At 56.9% G+C, this 15,687-nt stretch carries 4 protein-coding genes; 1 reads left to right on the forward strand and 3 read right to left on the reverse strand.

Annotated features, from left to right (window positions below; translation table 11 throughout):
• Window positions 1-2: 2 nt before the first annotated feature.
• The 3 genes from ACAW74_RS18850 to ACAW74_RS18860 form a co-directional block, all read right to left on the reverse strand.
• The gene (locus tag ACAW74_RS18850) at window positions 3-8,258 is read right to left on the reverse strand and encodes a hypothetical protein (RefSeq protein ID WP_370699771.1); all 8,256 of its coding nucleotides are present in this window, start codon (window positions 8,256-8,258) and stop codon (window positions 3-5) included.
• 73 nt (window positions 8,259-8,331) lie between these two features.
• Complete coding sequence (locus ACAW74_RS18855; RefSeq protein WP_370699772.1) at window positions 8,332-10,086, reverse strand: hypothetical protein; 1,755 nt, start codon at window positions 10,084-10,086, stop codon at window positions 8,332-8,334.
• 241 nt (window positions 10,087-10,327) lie between these two features.
• Entirely contained in the window at window positions 10,328-10,963 is a 636-nt protein-coding gene (locus ACAW74_RS18860) for a response regulator (protein WP_370699773.1), read from the reverse strand.
• Between the two features lie 790 nt (window positions 10,964-11,753).
• On the opposite strand from ACAW74_RS18860, the gene ACAW74_RS18865 reads away from it, so the two are divergent.
• Window positions 11,754-15,563, forward strand: coding sequence for an Ig-like domain-containing protein (locus ACAW74_RS18865; protein ID WP_370699774.1), 3,810 nt, complete (start codon window positions 11,754-11,756; stop codon window positions 15,561-15,563).
• The last annotated feature ends 124 nt before the right edge of the window (window positions 15,564-15,687 follow it).

A 15,687-nucleotide genomic window follows, 5' to 3' on the forward strand; every position in this document is an offset into this window, starting at 1 on the left:
GGCTATTGAGCGGGGGGAAGCGGCGTACCGCAGTTGCATTGGATGGGGATGCTGCAATCTTTACCGGGGAAGCCGTTGGCCTCGATGAAATCAAAGGAGAAAACGGGCGAACCGGGCCAGTGTACCTCTGCCTTGACGCCCAGCGTTTTAGATACGCTTACGTCGTCAAACACACCGCAGGCACTTACTTTGGCCTCGAAGCTCGTCGCTACGGTGGCTCCCATGCAGATTTTCGGGTCGGTGGTTGATAGGGTCCCGACCATGTCGCCCAGCACCAGCACATCGGCGGAGGCGCTAGCGCAGACAATGCGGACACCGATATCGCCCGACGCAACGGCACCAGCCCCAAACGTGACACTGAGGCCTTTTTTGATGTTCAGCTCGCTCGACGCAAACAACGACACATCGGCTTTGGCCCAGGCCTCGGCCACCACGACATCGATCTTGAGTTCCTTGTGGAGCACCGTAATGCCCCCGCCCATGAAGAAGCCGTGAATACCTGTCGTTTCGGTGATTTTGCAGGGCAGCAAGGGGTCTTTTGACGAGCCTCGGAGGATGGTCACGGCGTCCGATTCATACATGTTCCGGTAGCCAATGGCGATGCCCATTTGCAGGCCCTGAATGGGCGGCGGCAGCTCACCTTTTGCCTGCAACGACGCAACCAGGTAGAACCCGTGCTTATCAATCAGCATACTGCCCTGCCCCCGGCACTTGAAGGGCCCAATCCCGATGGGCTTGCGGAATCCCCCGTTGGTGCCGGGGAAAATATCGGGGTCGCTCAGGTCATCGTAGCCCGCTTCTACCGGCGCGCTGATGTCAATCGAGCCGATGATCGCCGGCTTTGTGAAGTCCACCAGCAGTTTCACTTCACCCAGCGGTGTGGTCAGGTTATCAATCCGGATGCCCGTGTTGGTGATGGATACCGTGCCGTTGGCATCTTTCCCCGAACCCAGCAGCGATAGCTTGTCCAGCTTGAACTTGCCTTTATCGTCAATTTTCAGGTTACCTCCTTTGCTGGTCAGGCTGTCGATAGCCAGCCCTTTCGTATCCAGCTCTTTCACGTGCATATCGCCGTAGACGGTATACTGCGTGTACCAGGCTTTGGCTGGGTCGGGCGATTTTTTCATCCCCTCATTGTCATAGAGTTCACCGTAGAACGTCAGCGGCGCCTCCCAGTCGGCGGCTCCTTTTTTAACCTGCGCGCCCACGATGCCCAGCACATCGAGTTTGTGCTTGCCGGTCATCGACACGGTTTGTGGTACCACCTGCAACCAGACGGGCGACGCGCTACCCGACCGGGCACAGAGCAGCGTTTTCAACACCGGCATGGCACCTTCTTCCACCGACGTGCCGTCGATGACCACATCGGTAGGCGTAATGCTGAGGTTAGGCTTACCCAGCGTGGTGGTGAACCTGGTTTTGCCGAGCAGATCAACGCCCCAGGGCGCTGTAATGTCCGAGTACGTACCGGTCACGCCCTGCGCCTCTTTCGTGTAGTTGATGCTCATTTCCAGCGGGGCCGCACGCGGTACCCCGAGGAGTTTGAAACCACCCTTGAGGCTCAAGAACCCTTTGCCGCTCGTGAAGCCCCCCGGCGTAAATTCGGTCAGGCTATTGCCCCGCACCCGGAACGACTGATTTTGACTGACCGTCAGGATGTTGACGTTATTGCTGAGCAACTGTACGTAGTCGAAACGAATGGCCGTTTTGTCTTTTTTGTTTCCCTGGTTCGACAGTAGCAGGTCGCCCGCTGAGCCGGGGTTGGTGAGGGTCAGTACACCCGCGGGCCCATCATCTTTTCCAAATGCACCAAGCTTCCAGTGGCCTTTCCCATCAAAGCCCGTGTCGAAACTGAAGAACGCATCCTGCGGGTTTGTGATCGCCAGTTCAGCGATGCCATCACCGATGGGCAGGGCTTTGAGCATCGGTTTTTCGAGCAGGAACAGGTCATGGCGGAGCACGAATTTCTTGAAGGCGATATCAGCTACCCCCGTTTTCATCAAAATTGGGTCGTTGGCCGACGGCCCCATCTGAGCCATTGCGAGTGGCCGCTCTCTGACGATGCCGCCCTCCTGCGGGTCGATGGTCCAGTCGCGCACGGTTAGCGTCCAGTCTTCAAACGTCAGTTCGAGCGGCTTGCTGCCTTTCTTGGGGTAAATCAGCTTGTCGTCGAGCACCAGATCATCGATATGCACCTTGAAGTCTGCTGGCTGCATATTGTCGATGTGGCAGTTCAGATCGACCGAGAGGTGAATTTTGGCATCCGCGGGGTCGATGTACGACGTACCTGGATCGGCATCGGCTGGGAACTGGAGAAGACTGAACCGGATGCGCCCGCCTTTTTCATCGGAAAGGGCGTACTTCGTCGGCGTCGGAGCGGGGGTTTCCGCTTTTTTGTTGAAAGCCGCGTCCGCCGAGAGCGCTTTGAGCACCTCAATGCGGCTGTCGGTGATCGTAACCGGTACGTTGGTGATCGTTTTCTTTCCGTTGATAACCACCTCCTGCTGCTGCATCTGCGTTTTACCATTGGTGCTGGCGAGGTAGAAATTCTCGTCGCCTTTGTTGGCAAAGCTCAGGTACGTGCTGGGGTAATCGAACGAGTTATCGACGATCTGCACCTTGCCTGCCATTATCCCCCGGCCATCGGTACTGCGGCTGATGGTCAGCGCCTTGGGCGCGTCGCCGGGTTTGTGGTCGGGGTGACGTACCAGCACGTTATACCGTTTAGCGTATTGGAATTTGAGGTCAGCCACGCCGTCGAGGGCTACCTGTTCGGCGGCGGGCGTCCCCACTGGCTGCCCTCCGGCACCGTCGGTTGCTTTGAATACCACCTCACGCAGCCGGGCCACGTCGCCAGTAGCCAGCCAGGTAAAGGCCGTCTGACTCTTGCGGAGGTCCAGTTGCCCGGTCACCTTCACGGTACCATCGGCCTGCGGGTCAAGCTTCTCGACCGTCAGCGGGAAACCGTAGGCGCTCTGCACGAGCATCCCTTTGTAGGTCGTCAGTTTCAGGGTTACGCCCGTAGCCAGCCCGTTCTTGAGCGTTACGGTCGCTACGGCCCCTACGATGGTGCTGGCCTGCCCGTCGAGAGTAGCCCTGATTTTCACGGGGCCGTCGGTAAGGGGCAGGCCGCGCAGGCTGAACGTACCCAGCGTGGTGCCAAACTGCCCGTTGGCCGAATAGGTGCGGATGAGCGTTTCGCCGGTGTTGTCACCGCCCACATTCCCCGCCGATACAGATGCCGGTTCAGTCTCGTTCAGGCTCTGCGCGTAATCGAGGTACACCTTCGCTCCTTTCACCGGCTCACCGTCGAGCGTCACCAGGCCGTCGATGCGCCCTCCGGCTTTCATCAGCACGGTGTAGACCGTCCAGTTTTTCGACTCTTTATTTTTGACCTCAACCAGTTGCGGGATAAAATCGCTGTTGGCTCCGCCGTTGATTTTCACCGTGTAGTTATCGACCGACACGTTCTCGAATTCGATGCTGGCAATACCTTCCTTGCCGGTTTTCTCTTTCTTGTCGAGATCGCCGTTTACCGTCACCCAGATGTCGGGAATAGGCTGGTTGGTAGCGGCATTTTTGACCAGAAACCGCATCCGGTGCTGTACACGCTCAACCGAGATCGTGTTCAGGTTTCGGTTCTCGTCCAGCTTCAGTCCTTTCAGCAGCAACGTGTCGGCCCAGTAACCGATGTCGATTGGTTCCACGATCAGTTGCTGATCGCCACCAGACGCGACAGCAATGGTGAACGACCCATCGGCTTTGGTTTCCACCACCGAACTGTCGGCCATGCGCCGGATGAATGCCGGTATACCCACCGTCTTCCCCGTTTTCTTATAACCAAATTGAGGATCGGGTACCACTTCAGGCCCTTTCACGATGCCCGTTACGGTGGCACCGGGGACAAACTGAAGCGGGATGTTATACGACGTACCCGTCGGGTTTACGGGTTGCGTCTTAAACTCGGCATAGCCGCCTCCTTTCTGCCCATCGAGGCGATAGCCAGGTACGTCGGCCATGAGGTAAAAGCGTTTGGCGCCCTCGCCCTTGGCAAAGTAATTCCCCACCGGCAGTTCGTAATACCCCGAAGCGGGCGTCGGCAGGAACGTCAGGCCCGCGTTGACAGTCGTTTTATTGCCCTTGGCGTCAACCGTATAGATCGGTTTGGGGACACCTTTCGCATCCAGTTCGAACAGCGACAGGGTTCCTTTGAGCTTCTTATCCGACGACTTGTCGACAAACTTGACGATGAGCCGCGACGGCCCCGCCTTCACTGTAATCTCGTCGTAGATGAGGTTAGACTTGTCATCGATTTTGCCCAGCGCCGAGAAGTAAACGTCGTTCGGATCGGTGCCGAAGTTGGTGGCGCGCGTAACCACCCTGGCTTCGAAATAATCCGTGGCGTCTTCCCTGGGCAGCACGTAGAAATAATACTGGCCGAAGAAAAGCAGGTTAGGGTCTTTGCCGGGTGTCCATTTCGTCAGGTATCCCTCACTGTCGGTTTCGCCCTCGGCGTAGTATTCAACGGCGTCAGGCCCAGGAAACGGTTTACCGTAAGGCGTCCAGAGTTTATTATACGATGAGGTAGGCAGGGTTTCGAACTTGTTTTTGCCGTTGCCTTCTTTCTCGGGAAGCTGAACCAGCCCTTTGCTGCTTTCCCGGTAAATGATGACCCGTGCCCCCATCACCCCCACCGAGGCTCCTTTTTTTACCGGATCGGCTTTCGTCACCCGAACCTTGAAGGGGTATTTATTGACGGCATGCACAATTTCGCCCATGTCGAGGTTACCGAAGGCCTGCACCAGCACGGTGTTGGAGGCGGGTGCTGTGTTGTAATAACCCGCTCCCTGCTGCAACTCAAAGTAATAGAACCGGGTGATCGTGCTGATGGTCGTGACGTCGTCGGGGCTGGTTGTCTGGGCAAGTATAGGCAGGTCTTCACTGAACAACACCTGCCGCAGGGCTTCATCGGCCTCCGCCGGTCCCCCCCCAGCTTTCGCTCCAACCTGCTTCGTCGCCTTGCTCCCGGCCTGAGTACCCGCAGCCTGTACGCCAAAGGCAGCAGCGGCATCGAGCGAAGCCTGCTGGTAGGCCCCCTGCATCCCCCCCGGACTGGTGTTTAGCTGCCCACTAATGCCGTTGTCCATCTGCATCTGCTCCAGGACACCGTAATTCAACATACCCGTCCCGTCAAAATCAGGGTCAGTAACCTGGTCTTTCTTCGCTTTCAATCCGCCGAGGTCAGTCCCCTTATTTTCGGCTAAACCATTCGCCCCCGGATCATCGTATTCGGTCGAGTATTCACTCACTTTGCCGGTAACCGTGATCGTCCCCTTGTAATTGAGGTTCACCACGTTTATGCTGAAGTTGCCGTTTTTGTCGGTCTTGCCCGTCCCCATGACGATCCCCTGATCGGCGGTGGAGTAGGCATGTTTTTGCCCGTCCGCGCCGGTATAGGTCACGTTGTCGAACTTGTAGAACGTCTGCTTGATTTTCTGTCCCGTGCCACCGCCCGTCACCGTCGACTCGTAGTTGTTGTTGATCGCGTACCCGACCTTCACCACGAAGGGCATATTCGCCATCACGAACTTCTCGGGCTGGTTGGGCCAGCTATACAGCATCCGGCCCGACAGCGTCGAGGTGGGCGGCAGCAATGAACGCAGTTTGTAATTGACCTTGTGGCTGAAATAGCTTTTCGAGCCGTTTTGCAGCCCATATCCGTTGGCTAGTGTGGGCTTAGGCACCTCGAAGAAGAGCGTGTCTTCGGGAGCGGCAAACGTCGAATTCGCTTCGGCGGTGGTCAGGTCGCCGGTAGGTTTGTTATTGTATTTCCCGATGACCTGTTTGGCGGTAGCGATCCCTTTGGCCGGATCGGGGCGGGCCGAGAGGTAATACTCATCGCCGGTGTTGGCGTTGCAGAGCAGGCGGTCGAATACCACCACGCCCTGTGGTTTGCCGTTGATCGTCTCGATGACCGTTTTGCCCGTTGCAATCAGCACCAGTCCGCTGCTGGCTTTGTTAAGCTCTTTCTGCTGCGCCTGCACCGCCCCGCCGTCAATATCACCCTCGACGGCCGGGATGCTGACGTCTTTACCCTTGCGGTACACGTCGATGACGATGCCGTCGAGCGCCTGATTGATCGACTGCTCCATCTGCACCTTCGTTTTACCGTTTTCGTATCCCACCTGTGCTGTCGTCGGTTTACCGTCGGCGGTGGTGAGGGTATACGACAGGTTAAAATCCTTGGTCACCTGCACTTTTGCCGAATAGGCGTAAACATTCACCTTCGTCAGGCCCACGACGGTGCTGGTGCTGCCGGGCGTATAGGTCAGCGAACGTACCTCGGTGGTATTCTGGTAGTAACCGCTTGGCAGGTTGAGCGTGTAGTTGAGGGCCGTTTGAGGCACCACCGTCGTTTCGGTCGAGCCACCGTTTTCACCGGCAGTGGCCTTCTGGATGGTTGTCTGGCCTACCATCGAGCCCATTTGCAATAGAGCGGGCAGATCGCTCCAGGCGATGGGAATTTCATAAATCCCGTTGGCGTCGGTTTTACCGTAGTAGGTATAGGGTAGATCGCCCGAGGCAGGCGGCGGGCTGGATTTACTCCCTTTGGGTACGTTGCTGCCCGAACCAGTGCCAGCCGTAGGCGTCTTTGGTTTCGAGTTGCCCACTGCCGCTAATTTCTCTTGGGGCGAGAGCGACTTACCCGTATTAGCCGACGGCTTGATACCGCCATTCTTGCTGTTGTCGGCCAGCAAATCGGCCACGCCCTGTTTAACATACTGGGTTGAAAAACTGATCTTAACGTCGGTGTTGTTGGCCGGGTAATCGCCCGTCATCCCGTCGCCAGTAAACTTGTAGCGGATCTGTCCGCGCACGATAAAGCCCGCACTAACCTGCTTTTTGAGGCGGAATGAGCACATTTTCGAGGTCAGCGGCCACTTTTTCAACTCATCGTCGCCTAGCGCTTTCCGAACGGCGTTGGGTAAGACCAGCTCAACCTGATAGTCGTATTGCTTGTCGTAGGCCAGCGCGAAACCGGGCAGATCGGGATTACCCGCGATGAATTCCTTGCTGGTCGGTGTGGGTGCCCAGGCGATCTTGCCCCCTTCGTGATCAAATACCGTCAGCTTATACTGGCCGCCCGCTTTCTGGATGGCCCCGCGTACACTGGCGCTATCGGCGCCGTAGCCCATCTGCTGTGCCAGCCGTTTGCGAAACGTAGGATCAGGCTTCCACGACAGGGCGATACTACTGCCGTTGCCGGCCGTGAGCGTAGCCGGAGCGGTTGCTTTCAGGTCGTCGCAGGCCACCAGCACGGCCCGGCTGATTTTCCCACTCCGGACCACGATAGGCGCGCTTTTGAGCGAATCAAGGCCCGCCGACAGCAGCGGACCGTACTGAAAGGCACAAACCGGACTTTTGCCGTCGTTCAGGAAATTGGTTTTGCCACTCAGGTCGCGCGCCTGCACCCGCCAGGCGTATTTCTTACCCGGTATCAGTTGCGGATGCACCACTGTATACAGAAACGTACTGGTTTTCAGGCCTTTTACTTCGATACCCGATTTGGGCAGCACCACGGCGTCGATAAACACGTTGGGGTCGGCGGTTTCGAGCGGCAGTTCAACGATACGCAGCGTATAATCGACCGTAGCGGGCGACACACCTATAGGCGGCGTCCAGGTGAAGACGATGTTCTGCGGCATCAGGGGTTGCACCTCGGCATCGCAGAGGGGCGCAATCAGGATGGGCGGCTCAACGGCCCGGACCTGAAACGGCGGCGAACAACCCAGCGGGTTCTCGGGCGAGAGGGGTCGGCTCGTGGCATTATCAAACGCTCGGATACAGAGCTGATAGCTTCCTTCTGGCAGCGGTAGGCCTTTGTAGAGGTTGTTCCGATCAACACCCTGCACGTCGATCTGATTCAGGTCGAACAGCCCCGAGAGATCGGCGTAGGTGAGCAGCCGGTTCTGAAACGGCTCCAGCGCGAGCGGAACCGGCGGGCGGTAGTTGGGTAAGGTCTGAATCAGCACGCCGTTGTCGCCGGTCACGCTTCCCTGCAAACGTACCTGCAAGCGGTTGGCGGTAGTGTTTCGCACGAACACTTGCACCTGCTTACCAGCGCCTGCGTAATCCTGCAAGTAGGCGCTGTAGGGCGGCAACACGCTGATGGTGATCTGCACATCGTTCTGCGCGGCGGCTTCTTTCAACGCAAAGGGCGCGAAGAAAAGCGCGAAGACCGCTAAGGGTTTAGTCAAGAAGTTGACCGATAAGCGTAAGGAAATCTTCGCGTCCTTTGCGCCCTTCCTTCGCGTCTTTGCGTTTGAAAAATTAGAAAGAGATGCCATAGCCAAGGTTGCCTCTGAGTTCATTGAATCGTTGTTCGGCCACGCCGGTATCCGTGTTGAGGTAATAGAGCGACACATTGAGCGTCTGGCGTTTGGCGAGTTGGTAGTTTCCCGTCACCGAAGCCGTGATCACCTTGCCCGTTACGCCCATCTGCTGGTTCACCAGGTAGCTGGCGTTGAAAGCCGTCGTCAGTTTTTTGTCGAAAAACGCCTGATTCATCCCCACAGTAGGGCCATAAAACCGGACGATGCCATCGTTGGTAGGCAGCAACGTACCTGTGCTATCGCGCAGGCCGAGCGTGGCCGCCACGGGCAGGTTGGTTTGCGTGTAGGTCAGCATGGCGGTGGCGCCCCAGCCCGTTACGGTTTGCTGGTACAGGTACGTCAGGTTGACGTTGAGGTTCTTATTCTCCGTCTGGGCTGCCGTGCGGGCGTTCAGATCGCTGAGCTGCTGGTAGGTGGTCGTCAGGAGGTAGCTCTGCATGATCTCTTCGCGTTGCCGTAGGTAGCGCAGATTCAGAGTAGCCGACAGGTTGTTTTGCGCCAGCCGCAACGTGTCGATGACAGGCCGCAAACCCGCCTGCTGGCTAATGCCGTAGTTGCTTAGTTGCAGGTCGGCACCAAATTTCGTGGCCGGGTTGTAGCTGACGATCAGCGAGCCAATGCTCCGACCCGTGCGGACGCTGCGCGAGTTGGCCAGGTTGTCGAACTGTACCCCGTAGCTTCCCGACAGCCGGAGCGTATTGTCGAGCAGATTCAGCGACGGCGCAATCGCGTAGCTCTCGATGTCGGACTGGAAATAATAGGCCCCCATCGTCTGGAAATTCGGGTCGATGCGCTTGTATTGCAGTTTCAGTCCACCCCAGTCGGCCCGGTATCCCACCGACGCCTGTACCGCCTGCGTGAGCTGCGTGCTAAGGCGCGGCGTGTAGAAGTTCCCGAATAATCGCACCACCGGGTTGCGCCCCTCGGCCGACACCATACCGGCCCGGACATCCCGTGTGTAGGCACTCAGGGCGGCGTCGAGTTCTACCGTAAAGGCCTTTAGTATCAGCAGTCGCGACGTAACGCCAACTACCAGGTTTTCGGCGGGCGTCACGATCTGCGTAGCTGACTGTGGTACCGAGGGTATCGACGACGAATCGTCTTTGGCGCGCAGCATGGTCAGGTCGACATAGTTGTTGGGTTTGCCATAACCGACTTTGACGGCGTAGCCCATTCGCCCGTAGCTGGGCAAGACATTGGCGTCGGCCAACGTACCTGAGATGGCGTTGTTGAAGCGGCCGTAGATGGCCCCCAACCGCAGTTTGCCGGGGTTGAGTTCGACGCCACCGCCCAGAAACGTATGCCCCGCCAGCGTAAACGGCGAGAAGGTAACGTTACGGTAGCCACCGTGCACCGTGATCCATTTATAGGTGGGCGACAGCCCAAACTGGTTGAACGGCTGCCGGACGCTGAAACTAGCGCCCTGATTGCCCAGCACCGCCGAGATTGGGATGCTGATGCCCTGCGGCAGTGCGATGGTCACCTGCCCGCTTAGTCCCAGTGGGGCTGTCTGGTTGCGGGCCGCAATGCCATTGGCTGTGTAAAAGCCAGCGTAGGCATTGAGCCCGCCCGACACCTTCACGTACCTGGCCAGCAGGGAAGGCACTTTGGTCAGCGAGTCTGTTTGGCCATAAACGGGCGTTATGGCCAAACAGAACAAACACCAGAACAGAATGGATAGAAGGCGGAGCATCGGATTTGGCGAAGCGTGAACCACGTCGAAGAATGGTCAAAACTACAGCCCTTATGCCATGTCCATCAATCGGATAAATGTATGATCTTCACCAACGGTTGCACCACGCATACAACCCGTAACTACCCGATTACAACGGCATTAAGGAACACCACAAAGGTCTGCGGGCCGGTGTCGGGAGACTATACCATGAATATGGGAGTCGCTGCGTCGGAGCAGCCGACTGGGCAAAACGGCCTGCCTAATAGTGGCCTGTTTTGAGCGCTTTAGCCACCGCTTCCGATTTGGAGTTGACGTGCAACTTCTGGTAGATGTTGACGATGTGAGTACGTACCGTACCCATGCTGATGTGGCAATGAGCCGCAATCAGCTTATAGCTGTCGCCCTCAACCAGGCGGCGAAGTACTTCCTGCTCTTTGTCGGTCAGCTCGAAGGTGTTGGCGGCGGTCGGGCGTTTGGGTGGCTGGAACGTACCCAGCAGTTTAGCCGCGATCGTCGGCGTCATTACGGCACCGCCCGCGGCCACATCGCGCAGGGCGTCGGTGAGCCGGTTGGCGGGCGTTTTCTTTAACAGATAGCCCATCGCTCCAGCCGATACCGCCTCAAAAACGGCTTCGGGTTCTTCGTGGACAGTCAGCATCAGAATCGGTGGTGGCTCGGGCAAGGTCTGAATGAGCCGCACGGCCTCGATACCCGATCGGCCGGGCATGTCGATATCCATCAACACAACGTCGGGCTGATCAATAACGACTGTCTGCAGTACGTCCAGCGCGTTGGGATAGGCCCCAATCGGCAGCAAATCCTCCGTGGTGTCAAGCAGCATCACCAGCGTCTGCCGCAGTGAGTCGTTGTCGTCGTAGATCGATACCCGAATCATGGTATGTACATAGTCTATCTGCAAATGTAATGGCCCAGCCTATTCGGTTCTATCGGATAAAGGTATGAGGCTGTTGCCCGGCCTGAAGGTGGGCCTAACTCAGCGGAAAAGCTTGTTTTTATCAACCAAAAATCACCATAGAAATACTCATTTAATACATTAATCCCCTCGGCACTACTATTGCCATATAACGTTTTCGGCGCTGTAATCGGCCAGCTATGTTTGAGGGACAGCTATCTGGTAGCCGATGAAGCCTCCCAGGCATTTATCTTATCCCGGCCATTCTTTCCATCGCGAAATCCCTGCGGCTAACCGGTTCCCCTTTTGCCTTTCACGAAGGCAGGGCTTCGTGTCTCCTTCCATCGCAAACTTCACCTCGTACCGAAGCAAAGGTCATGTGGTTACGTCATAACCTGACGAATTAGCTATTTCAGTAAGGCATCACAACAAAATACTTAGTATATATAACTAATTTTTATTATGTTAATAAACGCATCATATCTATCTGGCATCATTTTATATAAGTAATAATGCAGTAACATTTTTGTATGTATCAACTAGTTAACTATACAGTGCGGTGCCTGATTTATTACAACACTATCTGAGACAGACGGATAGTTAGCGCATCACCCAACAGGAGGCGGTCATGCTTAATACTATCAACCGTTTAGATACCACACCCCTACCCTGACTAGGCGGTCTGAGGCTGGTTGTACGCAAAGCCCTTACGCATACAACGAACCCGCTTACAGTATCTCCAGGGCCACCCACCTGACCAAAAGCCAAAACAATGAAAACAAGTCTACCCCGCACACTTGCCTCCATCTGTTCTCTGCTGGCAGGACTATCTACCCGTAACTGGCTTTTACTGGCAGACCCCAAGCTAAACAGCAATCGGGTGGCAGCTGGCTCAATGCCGACTAAGCTTATGGGCGGTCGCGTCTCGGCGGCTGTCTTTACGCCCGAAGGATGTACCAGCAAAGGGACAATTCTGAGACCGACGTTATGGGTTACAGCCCTTTTAGCATCCCAGCTCATCCTGAATACGGTCCTTGCCCAAGTCTCAACCATTGGCTTTTCCGGAGTCGCAGCCAGTGGGTCAGCACCCACCGGCAACGGGCCGACCTCTACCCCCAAAACTATCACCTTTCACCAGAGTCAGGCGGTGCCCACCCCGCCTGGCGCGGCCTATACCCCAACCATTACGGCTACTGTCAGCCTTGAAAACCAGCAGTTTGCTACTATTGAAGGCAACCCATCCGTGCCGGGCATGTCGTTTGGGGGCACCAGTTCAGGTAGCCTCAATACCGCGCAGCCCAATGCCTACTGGCAGTCGCTGGCACCGGGCAGCTACCCTTTTCCAGGTACGTATACGGGTCTCTATACGGGCTGCAATACCTGTACGGTGGGTAATAGTTCGGCCACCGCAACGGGCGACGGGGTTCGCTACACTACCCTGGGATCGCTGAACTTCATGCTGTGGAGCGACGCCCTGATTGGCTCGGACGGGAAGGCACGGGCGGGCATAACCGACGTCGACGCCAACGGACAGCCCAACCTGTCGGGCTCCTTCTATTACGGCGATCTGAAAATTACCTTCAACAGACCGGTGAGCAATCCGGTTTTGCACTTTACCGACATCGGGGGGCTGGTCTATTACAATACCAACATCGGCGGTACAGTGGCAGCCTACTACCAGGGCTTCAGTACTGACTTCGAGCTACTTACGCCGGGTCTGACGCTCAACAAACTTTCGGGCAACAGCACGCTGGCGGTGAGCCCCACCACCATCCAGAACAGTGCGTCTCTGTTTGGCACGGGTCCGCAGGGCATTCAATTGGGTGGGCAAACCCGCATAGCGGCGACGGGGTCGGTAGTGGTGGTGGGGGAAAATATCACGACGGTAACGTTTCGGCTTCAGCTAAGAGGCGATGGCGGGGCCATTCGCAACAGCATCGGTACGACCGGGGGACCGGGTACGGCGACACTCGGCAATTTTGTGCAATGGGCGGTGCAGGGCAGTTTTGCGCCCTGCCATGGCACGGCAGGCTGCACACCAGCGGGGGGCATCAACGTTGTGTCGGGCGACCTGATCCACCTGGCCATCGGGTTGCAAAAGCCCGTTACGGTGAGTGGTCACGTCTGGCACGACGCCGATCAAGGCAACGTAAACAGTTCGAGCGCCACGCCGATTCCTGCTGGCATTTATGCCAATCTGATTGACACAGACGGGAATGTAGTAGACAGTCAAGTGGTGCCCAACGCAGGCACGACGGCCGGTCAGTTCAGCTTCAGCGCTATCGGCGAAGGTGATTATACGGTCAATATCAGCACCACACAGGGCGTGCAGGGGCAGGCAGCCCCAACCCCGTCGTTACCAAGTGGCTGGTCGAATACGGGCGAGTTTAACGGGGCATCGAATACAGGCAACGACGGCACTATAAACGGCACAAGCGAGGTATTTACAGTCGCAACAACTGATGTCGTTGACCGAAATTTTGGCATCCGGCAGGTAGTTTGCCCCACGCTGACCAACGGCAGTGGGTCGCAAACCCTGTGCGTGGGTGCCTCCGGCGCAAACATAACCGTATCGACCAGTTCCAGCGCGGCCAACGGGATTCGGTTTGTGAAGTTCACCAGCGACCAGAGCGCCGTGAATGGTTCAGAAACAGCCGCCGAGTTGGCAGGCATCTACTCAGGTACGTCGTTTATTGGCACAGCAACACCTTCTGGAGCCACCAGCCCCTATACGGCGAGCTATACGTTTAACCCAGCCGATTTCCCCAACACGACAGCCGCGCCGATCACCTACTATGTGTATGCGATTTTAAACCCTGATCTAGGTACGAGTTGCCGCCCGGTGCAGGAAATAAAAATTACGGTGAATCCACTACCTACGCTGGCAGGCGGCGAGCTTTGCGTTGGATCAACAATAACCTTAACTGGCAGTGGCACCCCCGCTGCCAGCACCCCCTATATATCGGGCAACACCGCCGTGGCTACGGTTACAAACGGTGGGGTGGTAACCGGTATCGCAGCAGGCACAGCCACCATTACCTACACCGATAACAACGGTTGCAGTGTAGCAACCACCGTAACGGTTAAAGCACTCGCAATAAATGCTACGCCAACAATCTGCAACCCAACAACCAATCAGTATTCGGTCTCTGGCACCGTAAGCCTGACCAACAACACGACCGGCGGAGTAGCTACGCTTGTCGACGGAACAACCAGCACCACCGTACCGGTTGCGGCATCGGCAGCCTCAGTGCCTTATTCACTGACGGGCTTACTTTCTGATGGAGCCAGCCATATCGTGACGGTGACTTTCGCCGGTTGCAGTTATTCGGCCGTCTATACGGCCCCGGCTTCCTGCTCGGTGGCACCAATCTGCTCGCTCAGTGCGCTGGTGAGCACAGGTGAGTGTGCAACGGCCACTAATATGTTTTCGAATACCGTGACGGTGACCATGACCAACCCAACGGCCGGTACGTTGACCGTTAGCGATGGGCTGCGTAGCGTGACCTTTGCGGTACCCGCCACAACGGGAACCATCACCGCCCCGGCGATCTTCAACGGGCTACCCTCTGACGGAACGACCCACACCGTAACCGTCTCGCTACCGGGCTGTTCAAGTTTGATGACCACCTACACGGCCCCAGTTTCCTGCACGGCAGGCGCACCCACTTATGCCATCACCAAGACCGTTAGCCAGAACCGGGTCGAAAAAGGCGGCATCGTCACCTACACCCTCTCGCTGACCAACACGGGCAACGCTACTGGAACCAACCTTGTGGTCACCGATCAGTTGAGTGCTACCGCCGTCACCTTCGTCGGCAGTGCCACCACCTCGACAGGTACGTTCACGCCGGCTGACAACAGCGGCAGCTGGACTATTACCACCCTGGCCGCCGACCAGGTAGCTACGCTGCGTTTTCAGGTACAGCTCAATCAGGAGGGTATCACCTACAACACAGCCACGGCCCCCAATGGACAGACTGCCACAGCCTGCGTGACAGTGCCCCTCCACGTGTGCGCCAACACGGCATTTGAGATTGAATTATCGGCCCCGACGGGCCTTAGCACCTATCAATGGTCGCGCAATGGCGTGCCCATCGCAGGAGCAACCGCAGCTACCTACTCGGCAACGGTTGCAGGTGAGTATTCGGTCAATGCTACCAGCAACGAAGGCTGTCCCAATGGTTCGTGCTGCCCCCTTGTGATAGTGGCCGATGACGTACCCAGCCTGACGGCAGTGGGCGTGGCCGCTACCTGTTCGGGCACAACGCCCCTTGCCAATGCCAGTATCACACTGGTGAGCAGTTCCACCAATGCAGTGAGTTACAACATCAGTATGGGCAATAGCTTCACCGCCTCGGCTCAGCTGTTTGCCATTAATCAGCCTTTATCGGGCCTGGTTGGCGGGGTCTTACTATCAGGGCAGCCCAATCCGGGGCAGGCACCGGGCAATAGCTACACCATTCGTGTCTACGCACCCAACGGTTGTTACAGCGATACAGTGGTCGTAATTCCGCCCGCGCTGTGCCAGTGTCCGCCGGTCAAATGTGCACCGTTTGTCGTCAGGAAAGTAGCTCGATAACCATAACGGGGGCAGTACTAGTCAGTACAGCCCCCGTTGCAATCGACGAAATCAACTACGGGGTTTCTGGAGCAACGAGCAACGATTTTGACCCACCAAACTCAGCCCGCCTACGTGGATCACA

The sequence above is a fragment of the Fibrella musci genome (assembly GCF_041321105.1).
Classification (GTDB): Bacteria; Bacteroidota; Bacteroidia; order Cytophagales; family Spirosomataceae; genus Fibrella; species Fibrella musci.